12 protein-coding genes are annotated in these 13,911 nt (G+C 72.7%); 9 read left to right on the top strand and 3 right to left on the bottom strand.

The window, feature by feature from the left end; all coding sequences use genetic code 11:
- Positions 1–86: 86 nt before the first annotated feature.
- Positions 87–926, bottom strand: a complete 840-nt coding sequence (locus EAO72_RS19605) for a DUF3097 domain-containing protein (RefSeq protein ID WP_148018636.1) — start codon at positions 924–926, stop codon at positions 87–89.
- Between the two features lie 25 nt (positions 927–951).
- Positions 952–1,683: an MBL fold metallo-hydrolase gene (locus tag EAO72_RS19600; protein WP_148018635.1), complete on the bottom strand. Its 732-nt coding sequence runs from the start codon at positions 1,681–1,683 to the stop codon at positions 952–954.
- Positions 1,684–1,868: 185 nt separating this feature from the next.
- Here EAO72_RS19600 and hrcA point away from each other — a divergent pair, with 185 nt between their 5' ends.
- The 9 genes from hrcA to EAO72_RS19555 all read left to right on the top strand — a co-directional run bounded on the left by hrcA (position 1,869) and on the right by EAO72_RS19555 (position 12,452).
- Positions 1,869–2,885, top strand: coding sequence for a heat-inducible transcriptional repressor HrcA (gene hrcA, locus EAO72_RS19595; RefSeq protein WP_148018634.1), 1,017 nt, complete (start codon positions 1,869–1,871; stop codon positions 2,883–2,885).
- Positions 2,886–4,022: a molecular chaperone DnaJ gene (gene dnaJ / locus EAO72_RS19590; RefSeq protein ID WP_148018633.1), complete on the top strand. Its 1,137-nt coding sequence runs from the start codon at positions 2,886–2,888 to the stop codon at positions 4,020–4,022.
- Positions 4,023–4,181: 159 nt separating this feature from the next.
- Complete coding sequence (locus tag EAO72_RS19585) at positions 4,182–5,255, top strand: nitronate monooxygenase (protein WP_148018632.1); 1,074 nt, start codon at positions 4,182–4,184, stop codon at positions 5,253–5,255.
- A complete protein-coding gene (locus EAO72_RS19580) occupies positions 5,252–5,998 on the top strand; it encodes a 16S rRNA (uracil(1498)-N(3))-methyltransferase (RefSeq protein WP_148018631.1) in 747 nt (248 codons plus the stop codon). The genes EAO72_RS19585 and EAO72_RS19580 overlap by 4 nt, the downstream gene beginning before the upstream one ends.
- 123 nt (positions 5,999–6,121) lie before the next feature.
- Positions 6,122–6,616 (top strand): hypothetical protein, encoded by a 495-nt coding sequence (locus tag EAO72_RS19575; protein WP_261991578.1) that lies wholly within the window; start codon positions 6,122–6,124, stop codon positions 6,614–6,616.
- 133 nt (positions 6,617–6,749) lie between these two features.
- On the top strand, positions 6,750–9,965 hold the full coding sequence (locus EAO72_RS19570; RefSeq protein WP_148018630.1) for a S41 family peptidase: 3,216 nt from the start codon (positions 6,750–6,752) through the stop codon (positions 9,963–9,965).
- 164 nt (positions 9,966–10,129) lie between these two features.
- Positions 10,130–10,489 carry a histidine triad nucleotide-binding protein gene (locus EAO72_RS19565; RefSeq protein WP_148018629.1) on the top strand — a complete coding sequence of 120 codons (360 nt, stop codon included), beginning with the start codon at positions 10,130–10,132 and terminating at the stop codon, positions 10,487–10,489.
- A gap of 24 nt (positions 10,490–10,513) precedes the next feature.
- Positions 10,514–11,422: a ribonuclease Z gene (locus EAO72_RS19560; protein WP_148018628.1), complete on the top strand. Its 909-nt coding sequence runs from the start codon at positions 10,514–10,516 to the stop codon at positions 11,420–11,422.
- Positions 11,423–11,459: 37 nt separating this feature from the next.
- A complete protein-coding gene (locus EAO72_RS19555) occupies positions 11,460–12,452 on the top strand; it encodes an adenosine deaminase (RefSeq protein WP_148018627.1) in 993 nt (330 codons plus the stop codon).
- Here the strand turns inward: EAO72_RS19555 and EAO72_RS19550 are convergent.
- Positions 12,416–13,771: an MFS transporter gene (locus EAO72_RS19550; RefSeq protein WP_148018626.1), complete on the bottom strand. Its 1,356-nt coding sequence runs from the start codon at positions 13,769–13,771 to the stop codon at positions 12,416–12,418. The genes EAO72_RS19555 and EAO72_RS19550 overlap by 37 nt on opposite strands.
- Positions 13,772–13,911: the final 140 nt, after the last annotated feature.

The following is a 13,911-nucleotide window of genomic DNA, read 5'->3' as shown; positions in this document are numbered from 1 at the left end:
CCCCGTAACCGGGGCTCCGCCCCGGACCCCGCTCCTCAAACGCCGGAGGGGCTGGAAGTGGGGCACTCCGTCCCCGGGCCCGCTCCTCAAACGCCGGAGGGGGTGGACGTGGACGGGGCCGTCACGAAGTCGATCAGTTCCTCCACCCGGCCCAGCAGCTCCGGTTCCAGGTCCCGGTAGGAGCGGACCGTGGACAGGATCCGCTGCCAGGCCGCCCCCGTGTTCTCCGGCCAGCCCAGCGACCGGCACACACCCGTCTTCCAGTCCTGGCCGCGCGGCACCACCGGCCAGCCGGGGATGCCGACGGACGACGGCTTCACGGCCTCCCACACGTCGATGTACGGGTGGCCGACCACCAGGACGTTCCCGTCCGAGATCTGTGCCGCGATCCGGGACTCCTTGGAACCCGGTACGAGATGGTCGACCAGCACCCCGAGCCGCGCGTCCGGGCCCGGGGAGAACTCGCGCACGATCGCGGGCAGGTCGTCGATGCCCTCCAGGTACTCCACGACCACGCCCTCGATGCGCAGGTCGTCGCCCCAGACCCGCTCCACCAGCTCGGCGTCGTGCCGGCCCTCCACGTAGATGCGTCCGGCCCGCGCCACCCGMGCCCGCGCGCCGGGCACGGCCAGCGAGCCGGAGGCCGTACGGGCGGGCCGGGCCGGGCCGCCCGCCGACGGGCGCACCAGCGTGACGACCCGGCCCTCCAGCAGGAAGCCGCGCGGTGCCATCGGGAAGACCCGGTGCTTGCCGAAGCGGTCCTCCAGGGTCACCGTCGGGCCCTCGGCCGTCTTCTCGCACCGGATCACCGCGCCGCAGAAGCCCGTGACGGCCTCCTCGACGACCAGATCGGGATCGGCGGGCACCTCGGGAGCGGGGGCGGACTTCTTCCACGGCGGGGTCAGGTCCGGCTGGTAGCTGCGCATCGGACGACGATAAGCGGGGAGCGGGCTACGACACGCCGAACCGGGCAGCCAGCTGATCGCGCTGGGCCCGTACGAACGCGGCGTCCACCACGGCCCCGTGTCCCGGCACGTACAGCGCGTCCTCGCCGCCCAGCGCCAGCAGCCGGTCCAGCGCCGCCGGCCAGCGCGCGGGGAACGCGTCCGGGCCCGCCTGCGGCTCACCGGACTCCTCGACCAGATCGCCGCAGAACACGACCGCGGGCGAGCCGGAGAGGCCGGGTACCAGCACCGCGAGATCGTGGCCGCTGTGCCCCGGCCCCGCGTTCACGAGCCGCACCTCACGCCCGCCGCCCAGGTCGAGCGTCCGCTCGGCGCGCACCTCGTGATGAGGCGCGACCAGCGCGTCGGCGGACTCGGCCGCGTCGTGCTCGGGCAGGCCGTGCCGCACCGCGTCGGCGTGCAGTTCGTCCGCCCCGTTCCGCAGCAGTCCGGCCATGCCGGAAGCGCCGTACACCTGCGCTCCGGCGAAGGCCGCCGCGCCCAGCACGTGATCGAAATGGGGGTGGCTGAGTGCGATATGCGTCACCCCGCGGCCCAGCAGGGCCTGGGCGTGGGCGCGTACTTCGGCGGCTTCACGGAGTGACGATCCGGTGTCGCAGAGCAGCACGCCGTCCGTCCCCGCCACCAGGGCGACCGTCGCATCCCACACCGGAAGGCGTCGCCGGCCCATTCCGTGTCCGAGTCGCTCCCAGCCGAACTCTTCCCAAGAGGCGTCCATGCGGCGACGCTATCGGCAACGACCTGCGCGATCTCGCGGTAGCGTGGCCGGTCGCCCTTGCTAGGGAGCCACCCCGTCGCCGTACACTGGCCGGGGGATTGCTGGCACTCGTATGCACAGAGTGCCAGGGACAGACCCGGGAACGGCCCGAGAACCACCGAGGTACACAGCTGGAGGTGTGCGCGATGCTCAGCGAACGCAGACTCGAAGTGCTGCGCGCCATCGTCCAGGATTATGTCGGAACCGAGGAGCCCGTCGGCTCCAAGGCGCTCACGGAGCGGCACAAGCTGGGGGTCTCCCCGGCCACCGTCCGCAACGACATGGCGGTGCTGGAGGACGAGGGCTTCATCGCCCAGCCGCACACCAGCGCGGGACGCATCCCGACGGACAAGGGTTACCGGCTCTTCGTCGACAGGCTCGCGGGCGTCAAGCCCCTGTCGTCGCCGGAGCGCCGTGCCATTCAGAATTTCCTCGACGGCGCGGTCGACCTCGACGATGTCGTGGGTCGGACCGTACGGCTGCTCGCGCAGCTGACCCGGCAGGTCGCCGTCGTGCAGTACCCCTCGCTGACCCGCTCGACGGTGCGGCACGTGGAACTGCTGTCCCTGGCCCCCGCCCGGCTGATGCTCGTGCTGATCACGGACACCGGCCGGGTCGAACAGCGGCTGGTCGACTGCCCCGCGCCGTTCGGCGAGACCTCTCTCGCCGATCTGCGGGCCCGGCTCAACAGCCGGGTCGTGGGACGCCGTTTCGCGGACGTCCCGCAGCTGGTGCAGGACCTGCCGGAATCCTTCGAGAGCGAGGACCGGGGAACCGTGTCCACCGTGCTCTCGATCCTCCTCGAATGCCTCGTCGAGGAGACGGAGGAGCGGCTGATGATCGGCGGCACCTCCAACCTCACCCGTTTCGGGCACGACTTCCCTGTGATGATCCGGCCGGTGCTGGAGGCATTGGAGGAGCAGGTGGTGCTGCTGAAGCTGCTCGGTGAGGCCAAGGACTCGGGCATGACCGTACGTATCGGGCACGAGAACGCCCACGAAGGGCTCAACTCCACGTCCGTCGTCGCGGTCGGCTACGGTTCGGGCGACGAGGCAGTCGCCAAACTCGGCGTGGTCGGACCGACCCGCATGGACTACCCCGGAACGATGGGAGCGGTACGCGCAGTGGCACGTTACGTCGGACAGATCCTGGCGGAGTCGTAAGTGGCCACGGACTACTACGCCGTACTCGGCGTGCGCCGCGACGCTTCGCAGGACGAGATCAAGAAGGCCTTCCGGAGGCTCGCCCGCGAGCTGCATCCGGATGTGAACCCCGATCCGAAGACCCAGGAGCGGTTCAAGGAGATCAACGCCGCTTACGAGGTGTTGTCGGACGCTCAGAAGAAGCAGGTCTACGACCTCGGCGGCGACCCGCTGTCCGCCTCCGGAGGCGGTGGCGCGGGCGGATTCGGACAGGGCGGCTTCGGCAACTTCTCCGACATCATGGACGCCTTCTTCGGTACGGCGTCGCAGCGCGGACCCCGTTCGCGCACCCGCCGCGGCCAGGACGCCATGATCCGGCTGGAGATCGACCTCTCCGAGTCGGCCTTCGGCACGACCAAGGACATCCAGGTCGACACGGCCGTCGTCTGTACGACCTGTAGTGGCGAGGGTGCCGCACCCGGCACCTCCGCCCAGACCTGTGACATGTGCCGCGGCCGCGGCGAGGTCTCCCAGGTCACCCGGTCGTTCCTCGGCCAGGTCATGACCTCGCGGCCCTGCCCGCAGTGCCAGGGCTTCGGTACGGTCGTGCCGACCCCGTGCCCGGAGTGCGCCGGTGACGGCCGCATCCGCTCGCGGCGCACGCTCACCGTGAAGATCCCCGCCGGTGTCGACAACGGCACCCGCATCCAGCTCGCGGGCGAGGGCGAGGTCGGCCCCGGCGGCGGCCCCGCCGGCGATCTCTACGTCGAGATCCACGAGCTGCCGCACGCCGTGTTCCAGCGGCGCGGCGACGATCTGCACTGCACGGTCACCATCCCCATGACGGCGGCGGCCCTCGGTACCAAGGTGCCGCTGGAGACGCTCGACGGACTGGAGGAGGTCGACATCCGGCCGGGCACCCAGTCCGGCCAGTCCGTCCCGCTGCACGGGCGGGGCATCACGCACCTGCGCGGCGGCGGTCGCGGCGACCTCATCGTGCACGTCGAGGTGATGACCCCGACCAAGATGGACCCGGAGCAGGAGCGCCTGCTGCGCGAGCTGGCGAAGCTGCGCGGCGAGGAGCGGCCCACCGGGCAGTTCCAGCCCGGGCAGCAGGGCCTGTTCTCGCGGCTGAAGGACGCGTTCAACGGCCGTTAGATCCACGCGACGACGGCGTACGGGCCCGGTTTCCGGGCCCGTACGGCGTTGTGGACGGATCCGTGGCGCATCGTGCGGGGAAGTCCGTACCGCATTGCGGACAAATCGTTGCAGCGGGGTGCGCATCACGGGGCAGGGGCGACATGACACGATGCGGTCATGTCATCCGCGTTGACCGATCTCTGCCGGTTTCCGATCGTGCAGGCCCCGATGGCGGGCGGACCCTCCTGTCCGCAGCTCGTCGCGGCCGTCGCCGAGGCCGGCGGGCTCGGCTTCCTGGCCGCCGGGTACAAGACCGCGGACGGCATGTACAACGAGATCAAGCAGATGCGCGGGCTCACCGGCCAGCCCTTCGGCGTCAACCTCTTCATGCCGCAGCCGAACCTCGCCGACCCGGGCGCCATCGAGGTGTACCGGCACCAGCTCGCGGGCGAGACCTCCTGGTACGAGACCCCGCTCGGTGACACCGACGGCTGCGGCGACGACGGCTACGAGGCCAAGCTCGCCATCCTGCTGGAGGACCCGGTCCCGGTCGTCTCCTTCACCTTCGGCTGCCCCTCCCGCGACACCCTCGACGCGTTCGCCGCTGCGGGCACGTACACCGTCGTCACGGTCACCTCGCCCGAGGAGGCCCAGGCCGCCCAGTGGGCGGGCGCCGACGCCGTCTGCGCCCAGGGCGTCGAGGCGGGCGGCCACCAGTCCACGTTCCGCGACGACCCGCAGGCCGACGGCACGGGCACCGGGCTGCTCTGTCTGGTGGCCCAGGTCCGCGAGACCGTGCAGATCCCGGTCATCGCCGCGGGCGGCCTGATGCGCGGCTCCCAGATCGCCGCGGTCCTGGCGGCGGGCGCCGATGCCGCGCAGCTCGGCACGGCCTTCCTGGTCTGCCCCGAGTCGGGCGCCCATCTGCTGCACAAGCAGGCCCTGACCAACCCGCTGTTCGTCCGCACCACCCTGACCCGGGCCTTCTCGGGCCGCCCGGCCCGCGGCCTGGTCAACCGCTTCGTGCGCGAGCACGGACCGTACGCCCCCGCCGCCTACCCGCAGGTCCACCATCTGACGTCCGCGCTGCGCAAGGCGGCGGCCAAGGCCGGGGACGCGCAGGGCATGGCACTGTGGGCGGGGCAGGGGCACCGGATGGCACGTGAACTGCCCGCGGGCCGGCTGGTCAGGCTGCTCGCCGAGGAACTGGACGCCGCACGGACGGCACTGAGCACGAGGAGCACACAGTGACGGCACCCGTCTTCGTCGTCGACCGGATGCCGCAGGGGCCCGGGTTCGTCCTGGAGGGCCCCGAGGGCCGGCACGCCGTCTCGGTGAAACGCCTGCGCGCCGGCGAGGACGTCGTCCTGACGGACGGCCAGGGGCACTGGGCGGAGGGCGTCGTGATGGCCGCAGAGGGCAAGGACCGGCTGGTGATCACCGATCTGGAGTCCGTCCACGAGGAGCCCCGTCCCGACGTCCGCATCACCGTCGTCCAGGCGCTGCCCAAGGGCGACCGCGGCGAACTCGCCGTCGAGACGATGACGGAGACCGGCGTCGACGCGATCGTGCCGTGGCAGGCCGCGCGCTGCATCACCCAGTGGAAGGGCGACCGCGGTCTCAAGTCCCTGGCGAAGTGGCGCAGTACGGTCCGCGAGGCCGGCAAGCAGTCGCGCCGGGTCCGCTTCCCGGAGGTGGCGGACGCGCTGACGACCAAGCAGGTTGCCGCGTTTCTGGCCACGGCCGACTTCGCGGCCGTGCTGCACGAGGACCAGGACTACGACAGCGAGCCGCTGGCCACCGTCGCGTTGCCCGAGAAGGGCGAGATCGTGCTGGTCGTAGGCCCCGAAGGAGGCGTGTCGCCCGACGAGTTGGCCGTCTTCACCGCCGCCGGCGCCCGCACCTGCCGGCTCGGACCGACCGTCCTGCGCACCTCGACGGCGGGCACCGCGGCGACAGCGCTGCTGCTGGGGCGCACGGGCCGCTGGTCATAGGCCCGTCGCTCCGGGGCGGTTGTGGCCGCAAGCGGTCTACCGCCGCGCGAGCAGTGGTGGGAAGCTGCCCTTATGGGGACATCAAGGGCATGGGGTCGCCGGGCGGCCCGTCGCTTTCCGGCCGTGGTCTGCCTCGCGGTCACCGCCGTCGCGGGGCTCACCGCCTGCGAACCCGCGGACGGGCTGAACACCGCGTCGATCGCCGTGACCACGGACCGCACCGCCACCCGTGCCCTGGAGCACGAAGGCGTCGACGTGCAGTGGCTGACGTGCAGGGCGAAGGCCGACGGAGGCGACGCGAAGGCGTCGTCGGCGCGGGCGGGTTCGGCCACCGCCTCCACGCGCCGCGTTGCCGACGTCGACTGCAGCGGCCGGACCAAGGACGGCCATGACGTCACCGTCGCCGGCGAGGTCCGGCACGCGGTCGACGGCCGGTGCGTGCGGGGCGACCTGACCGCGAAGGCCGACGGCCGGACGGTGTTCCGCGCCAGCCTGCTCGGCAACTGCGACGCGCCGCCCTCGACTCCCGCGCCGGGCGACGGCAAGGGCGGCGGGGGAGGGGCCCGGCCCACGGTGACCGTGACCGTCACGGTCACCGAACAGCCCCGCGGCAAATGAGCACGCCCGCCGGGCAACCGGGCGTCGCCGCCCGCCTCTTGACGGGCCCTTCGCGTGTGCCGGACACCGACCGTGCGGCGTACTCCGGCCAACTTCGTTCCGCAGGCCACAGCCGCGGCCTAGGCTGATCGTCGTGACACAGCCTTCCTACCTCCGGTACCCCCATGTCCAGGGCGACTCGATCGCCTTCACCGCCGAGGACGATGTCTGGCTCGCGCCGCTCGACGGCGGCCGCGCCTGGCGTGTCAGCGCCGACAACCGTCCCGTCACCCAGCCCCGGATATCTCCCGACGGCACCCTCGTCGCCTGGACGTCCACGCGGGACGGGGCCCCCGAGGTGCATCTCGCCCCCGCCGACGGCGGCCCCTCCCGGCGGCTGACCCACTGGGGCGACGCGCGCACCGCCGTACGGGGCTGGACGCCCGACGGTGACGTGCTGGTCACCAGCACCCAGGGCCAGGTCTCGCTCCGGCGCTCATGGGCCCGCGCCGTCCCGGTCGACGGCGGTCCCGCACGGACCCTGCCGTACGGACCGGTCGGCTCCCTCGCGTACGGTCCCGGCGGCCGGGTCCTGCTGCTCTCGGCCACGATGGGGCGCGAGGCCGCCACCTGGAAGCGCTACCGGGGCGGTACGGCCGGCAAGCTGTGGATCGCGGCGGAGGGCGACCCGGCGGAGTTCGTACGCGTTCACGCGGAGCTCGACGGGAACATCGAGTGCCCGATGTGGGTCGGTGACCGCATCGCCTTCCTCTCCGACCACGAAGGCGTCGGCGCGCTGTACTCCTCACTCCCCGACGGCACCGGCCTGCGCCGGCACACCGGCGTCGAAGGCTTCTACGCCCGGCACGCCACCACCGACGGAACCCGCGTCGCCTACGCGTCCGCCGGTGAACTGTGGCTCCTGGACGGCCTGGAGAGCGACGAGCCCCGCCGCCTCGACATCCGGCTCGGCGGCCAGCGCGCGGACCTCCAGCCGCACCCCGTGCACGCCGGCAGCCATCTGCACACCGCGTCGCCCGACCGCACCGGCCGCGGCAGCGCCGTCGGGTCCCGGGGCGCTGTCCACTGGGTCACCCACCGCGAGGGCCCGGCCCGCGCGCTGGCCGTCGAACCCGGCGTACGGGCCAGGCTGCCGCACGCCTTCCAGGCCGACGGCGACCAGCACGTCGTCTGGGTCACCGACGCGGAGGGCGATGACGCGCTGGAGTGCGCGCCCGCCACCGGCACCAGCCCCGGCGGCGTACCGCGCCGCCTCGCCGCCGGCCGGCTCGGCCGGGTCCTCGACCTGGTCCCCGCACCCGACGGCAGCCGTTTCGCCGTCGCCGCGCACGACGGGCGCGTCCTCGTCGTCGAGCGGGAGAGCGGCGAGGTCCACGAGGTCGACCGCAGCGAGCACGGCGACGCGTCCGGCCTCGTCTTCTCGCCGGACTCCGCCTGGCTCGCCTGGTCGCACCCCGGCCCCGAACCGCTCAGCCAGCTCAAGCTCGCGCACCTCGCCGACCTGTCGGTGTCCGAGGCGACCCCGCTGCGCTTCCGCGACTTCGCACCCGCCTTCACCACGGACGGCAAGCACCTGGCCTTCCTCTCCGAGCGGGCCTTCGACCCGGTCTACGACACCCATGTCTTCGACATGGCGTTCATCGGCGCCTGCCGGCCGCACCTGCTGACGCTCGCCGCGACCACCCCTTCCCCGTTCGGACCGCAGCTCCACGGCCGCCCGACCGAGAAGGAGAAGGGCGGTGACGGAGAGGACAACCCCACGGCGCTCCCCGTCACCCGCATCGACCTGGACGGCCTCGCCGACCGGATCGTGCCGCTGCCCGTCGAGGCCGCCAGCTACTCCTCGCTGCGGGCCGCGAAGGACGGGCTGCTGTGGCTGCGCCACCCGGTGACCGGAGTGCTCGGCACGAGCGCCGCCACACCCGACGCCCACGGCCCCGAGACGGCCCTGGAGCGGTACGACCTGGAGAAGCTGCGCTGCGAGGAACTCGCCTCCGACGTCAGCCGGTTCGCAGTCAGCGGCGACGGCAAGCGCCTGGTCCTGCACAGCCACGGCAAACTGCGCGTCGTCCCGTCCGACAGCCGTGTGTCCGGCGGCTCCGACGACGACGGCGACGACAGCAACGTCACCGTCGACCTCTCCCGCGTCCGCCGTACCCTCGACCCGGCCGCCGAATGGCGCCAGATGTACGACGAGGCCGGCCGCATCATGCGGGACAACTTCTGGCGCCCCGACATGGCCGGCATCGACTGGGACGGCGTCCTGGACCGCTACCGGCCCGCCCTGGAGCGCGTCGCCACCCACGACGACCTCATCGACCTCCTGTGGGAGGTCCAGGGCGAACTCGGCACCTCGCACGCCTATGTGACCCCGCCCGGCGGCTGGCGCGACGACTCGGCCCGGCAGGGGCTGCTCGGCGCCGACCTCTCCCGCGCCGACGACGGGAAGTGGCGGATCGACCGCATCCTGCCGTCCGAGACCTCCGACCCCGCCGCCCGGGCCCCGCTCGCCGCACCCGGTGTCGCCGTCCGCGCGGGTGACGCGATCACGGCCGTCGACGGCCACCCCGTCGACCCGCTCACCGGCCCCGCGCCGCTGCTCACCGGCTCGGCCGGCAAGCCCGTCGAGCTGACCGTCTCCCCGGTCGACGGCGGCGACCCGCGCCACGTCGTCGTCGTGCCGATCGCCGACGAGGAGGCGCTGCGCTACCACGACTGGGTCGCCGGCCGGCGCGCCCATGTGCACGAGCAGTCCGGCGGCCGCCTCGGCTACCTCCATGTGCCCGACATGGTCGGCTCGGGCTGGGCGCAGATCCACCGCGACCTGCGGACCGAGGTCGCCCGCGAGGGCCTCGTCGTGGACGTACGGGAGAACCGCGGCGGCCACACGTCGCAGCTGGTGGTGGAGAAGCTGGCCCGCCGCATCGTCGGCTGGGACCTGCCCCGCGGCATGCGGCCCTCCAGCTACCCGGGCGACGCGCCGCGCGGCCCCGTCGTGGCCGTCGCCAACGAGTTCTCCGGCTCGGACGGCGACATCGTGAACGCGGCGATCAAGGCGCTGAACATCGGTCCCGTGGTCGGCGTACGCACCTGGGGCGGCGTGGTGGGCATCGACAGCCGGTACCGGCTCGTCGACGGCACGCTGGTCACCCAGCCCAAGTACGCGTTCTGGCTGGAGGGCTACGGCTGGGGCGTCGAGAACCACGGCGTCGACCCCGACGTCGAGGTCGTCATGGCGCCGCAGGACCATGCGGCGGGCCGGGACCCGCAACTGGACGAGGCGATCCGGATCGCCCTGGAGTCGCTGACGCGGACACCGGCGAAGACGGCGCCGCCGCTGCCGGAGTGACGTTCAAGCCCCGCCGGCGATTGAGGGTCCGGGAGTCCGGGGACAGCACCCCCGGACCCCCGGACTCCCGGAACCCCGCGCCTCGAACGCCGGCGGGGCTGAATCGGCAGCGCCCCCGATAGGCTGCCCCCGTAACGGATCACCGAGACAGAGGAGCGCACCCCATGGCAGGAGAACCGCAGCCCGACTGCCTGTTCTGCAAGATCGTCTCGGGTGAGATCCCGGCCACCATCGTCAGGGAGACCGACACCACCGTCGCCTTCCGCGACATCAACCCCCAGGCCCCCACCCACGTCCTCGTCATCCCGCGCGTCCACCACCCCGACGCCGCGTCGCTCGCCGCCGCCGAGCCGCAGATCCTCGCCGACGTGGTGCGCGAGGCGGGACAGGTCGCCGCCGACGAGAAGGCCGGGGAGACCGGGTACCGGGTCGTGTTCAACACCGGTGCCGGAGCCGGGCAGACCGTCTTCCACGCCCACGCCCACGTCCTGGCCGGCCGGGGCCTCGAGTGGCCCCCCGGCTAGGACCGGAACGAAGCAGCCGCACCCGTGTCCGTACGCGAACTCGTCGTCCTCGGTACCGCCAGCCAGGTCCCGACCCGGCACCGCAACCACAACGGCTACCTGCTGCGCTGGGACGGCGAGGGCATCCTCTTCGACCCCGGTGAGGGCACCCAGCGGCAGATGCTGCGGGCCGGCGTCGCCGCGCACGACATCGACCGGATCTGCGTCACGCACTTCCACGGCGACCACTCGCTGGGCCTGGCCGGGGTGATCCAGCGGATCAACCTCGACCAGGTCCCGCACCCCGTCACCGCCCACTATCCGGCGAGCGGGCAGCACTTCTTCGACCGGCTCCGGTACGCCACCGCCTACCGTGAGTCCGTCGAGCTGACCGAGGCGCCGGTCGCCGCCGACGGGCCGCTGGCCACCACGGACACGTACACGCTCAGCAGCCACAAGCTCTCGCACCCCGTCGAGTCGTACGGCTACCGGCTGGTCGAGCCCGACGGGCGGCGCATGCTGCCCGCGAAGCTCGCCGAGCACGGCATCGCCGGACCGGACGTCGGCCGGCTCCAGCGCGAGGGCGCCCTCGACGGCGTCACCCTCGACGACGTGTCCGAACGCAGGCGCGGACAGCGGTTCGCGTTCATCATGGACACCAGGCTGTGCGACGGCGTGTACGCGCTCGCCGAGGGGTGCGACATGCTGGTCATCGAGTCGACCTTCCTCGACGAGGACGAGAGACTGGCCACCGACCACGGCCACCTGACCGCCGGCCAGGCGGCCCGGGCCGCGCGGGAGGCGGGCGTACGGCACCTCGTGCTCACGCACTTCTCCCAGCGCTACCCGGACCCGGAGGCCTTCGGGGCCCAGGCCAGAGCCGCCGGGTTCGAGGGCGAACTGACCGTCGCCCAGGACCTGACGCGGGTCCCGGTACCGAGCCGTCACCCGTAACACGTCACAGCACCATCCTGCGTAAGTGAGAAGACCCGTGCACCTCCCCAAAGCCGAACTCCACCTCCACATCGAAGGAACCCTGGAACCCGAACTGGCCTTCGCGCTCGCCGCACGCAACGGCGTACAACTGCCCTACGCGGACACCGAGGAGCTGCGCACCGCCTACCTCTTCGACGATCTGCAGACCTTCCTCAACCTGTACTACGCGCTGATGGCGGTGCTGCGGACCGAGGACGACTTCACCGCACTCGCCGACGCCTATCTCGCCCGCGCCGCCGCCCAGGGCGTACGCCACGCGGAGATCTTCTTCGACCCGCAGGCGCACACCGCCCGCGGCGTGGCCATCGGCACCGTCGTCGAGGGACTCGGCCGGGCGCTGGAGCGCAGCGAGGAGAAGCACGGCATCTCCACCCAGCTGATCATGTGCTTCCTGCGCGACCGGTCAGCCGACTCCGCACTGGAGACGCTGGAGGCCGCGAAGCCGTATCTGCACCGGATCAGCGCCGTCGGACTGGACTCCGCCGAGGTCGGCCACCCGCCCGCCAAGTTCCGCGAGGTGTACGCGGCGGCCGAGGCGCTCGGACTGCGCAAGGTCGCCCACGCCGGCGAGGAGGGCCCGCCCGCGTACATCACCGAGGCGCTCGACGTGCTCGGTGTGGAGCGCATCGACCACGGACTGCGCTGCATGGAGGACCCGGAGCTGGTGAAACGGCTGGTCGCCGACCGGGTGCCGCTCACCCTCTGCCCGCTGTCCAACGTACGGCTCCGCGCCATCGACACCCTGGAGGAGCACCCGCTGCGGGCCATGATGGACGCCGGGCTGCTCTGCACGGTGAACTCCGACGACCCCGCCTACTTCGGCGGGTACGTCGGGGACACCTTCCACGCCGTCCACGAGGCGCTCGGCCTGGAGCGCGAGCAGCTGCGCACCCTGGCCCGCAACTCCTTCGAGGCGGCCTTCCTCGACCACGACGAGGAGCGCAGGGCGCGCTACCTCTCGGAGGTCGAGGCGTACGCGTTCGACTGACCGCCGCCCGACGGGCCGGCCGTCCGGAACGCACTCCTGACCAGGCGCCGACGGCGCAGCGCGGGCAGGCTGATCTCCGTGACGGCCTGCTCGGGCGCGCCCAGCTTCGGCACCGCCCCGGGCACCGCGCCGGTGGTGACCGCGAGCAGGGCCGCCGGAGCGCCGCCCCTGCGGCGCACCGAACCGGGCACCAGCGGACGGCCACCGGTGTGCAGGGCCACCGCCGTCACCGGGACCGCGACGAGCAGGGTCACGGCGCCCAGGACCATGCCCATGACCGGGAAGCCGGCCCCCTCGGACAGCACACTGCCGAGCACCGGACCGCAGGCCACGCCGACCGACGAGGCCGAGCCCGCCAGGACCGCCCAGCGGCCGCGCACGTCCAGGGACGCGGCCAGCCCGATCAGATACGACAGGACCACCGGGTAGACGGTGTTCCACAGGATCTCGCCGGTCGCGAACGAACCGAGGTCCCCGGCGGACGAGCTGAGCACGATGCTCGCCGCGATGATCACGGTGCCCAGCCCGATCGGGACCGCCCGCCCGAGCCGGGCGCCCAGCACCCCGGCGCCCATCACGCCGAGCAGACCGGCGCCGAGCGCGGCCGCGAACACCGCGCCGATGGTGACTTCGGAGAGCCCGACCTGGTCCACGCCGATACGGCTGCTGACGCCCCACAGCGCGTTCTGGGCCATCGACCAGACGAGCATGCCGCCCGCCAGCACCAGGCCCGAGCGGCGGTGCGGCAGCCGTCCCGACGCGGGGACGGCCGGACCGGCCGGAACCGGGCTGCCGAGCCGGGAGGTGGCCGGCCAGACGAGCAGCGCGACCAGGGCGATCGACGCGAACGGCAGCCGGTGGCCGCCGCCCAGGTGCGGGATCGTCAGATACAGGGCGCCCGCGGTCGCCGAGACGCTCAGCAGGCCCAGGGACGACGTCCGGTGCGGATCGCGCTGGGCGGCGATGCCCGCCGCGGCCACCGCCGTCGCCGTACCGGAACCGAAGCCGCCGACCACGGCGCCCAGGACCACCAGCGGCACGGAACCCGCGAGCGCGGCGCAGCCGTACCCCAGCACGGCCAGCACCAGTCCGGCCCGCGCCGGTCTGCGCGGCCCGTACGTCTCGACGCGGCCCGCCAGGCTGAAGCCGGCGGAGGCCGAACTCAGCAGCAGGGCACTGCCGACCAGCCCGGCCTCGGCCGTGCTGAGACCCAGATAGACGGAGAGCCGTCCCACGATGGTGGGGAGCAGATAGGCGGCGAGGTAACCGGCGGTGAACACGGCAACCAGAGGCCACGCGGCGCGAGGGCGCGAGGACATGGGCGTTCCTGAAGACATGCCAGAAGAGGCGGAGAGAAAGACAGAGGGGGTAAGGCGGAATGCGTGAAATGCGGGGAATCGGCACACTCGTCGGTCATGTCGCCAACGGTGGTCGCGGGCCAATTTGTATCAAGTGCTCC

The sequence above is a fragment of the Streptomyces sp. OR43 genome, from assembly GCF_008042275.1.
GTDB lineage: Bacteria > Actinomycetota > Actinomycetes > Streptomycetales > Streptomycetaceae > Streptomyces.
Note: the sequence above shows the minus strand (reverse complement) of the source record. Positions and strands in the feature narration are given on the sequence as shown.

Excerpts from the sequence above, each read along its gene's own strand:
- EAO72_RS19600 (WP_148018635.1), bottom strand. The coding sequence starts at position 1,683 with ATGGACGCCTCTTGGGAAGAGTTCGGCTGGGAGCGACTCGGACACGGA.
- hrcA (WP_148018634.1), top strand. The coding sequence starts at position 1,869 with ATGCTCAGCGAACGCAGACTCGAAGTGCTGCGCGCCATCGTCCAGGAT.
- EAO72_RS19585 (WP_148018632.1), top strand. The coding sequence starts at position 4,182 with ATGTCATCCGCGTTGACCGATCTCTGCCGGTTTCCGATCGTGCAGGCC.
- EAO72_RS19565 (WP_148018629.1), top strand. The coding sequence starts at position 10,130 with ATGGCAGGAGAACCGCAGCCCGACTGCCTGTTCTGCAAGATCGTCTCG.
- EAO72_RS19550 (WP_148018626.1), bottom strand. The coding sequence starts at position 13,771 with ATGTCCTCGCGCCCTCGCGCCGCGTGGCCTCTGGTTGCCGTGTTCACC.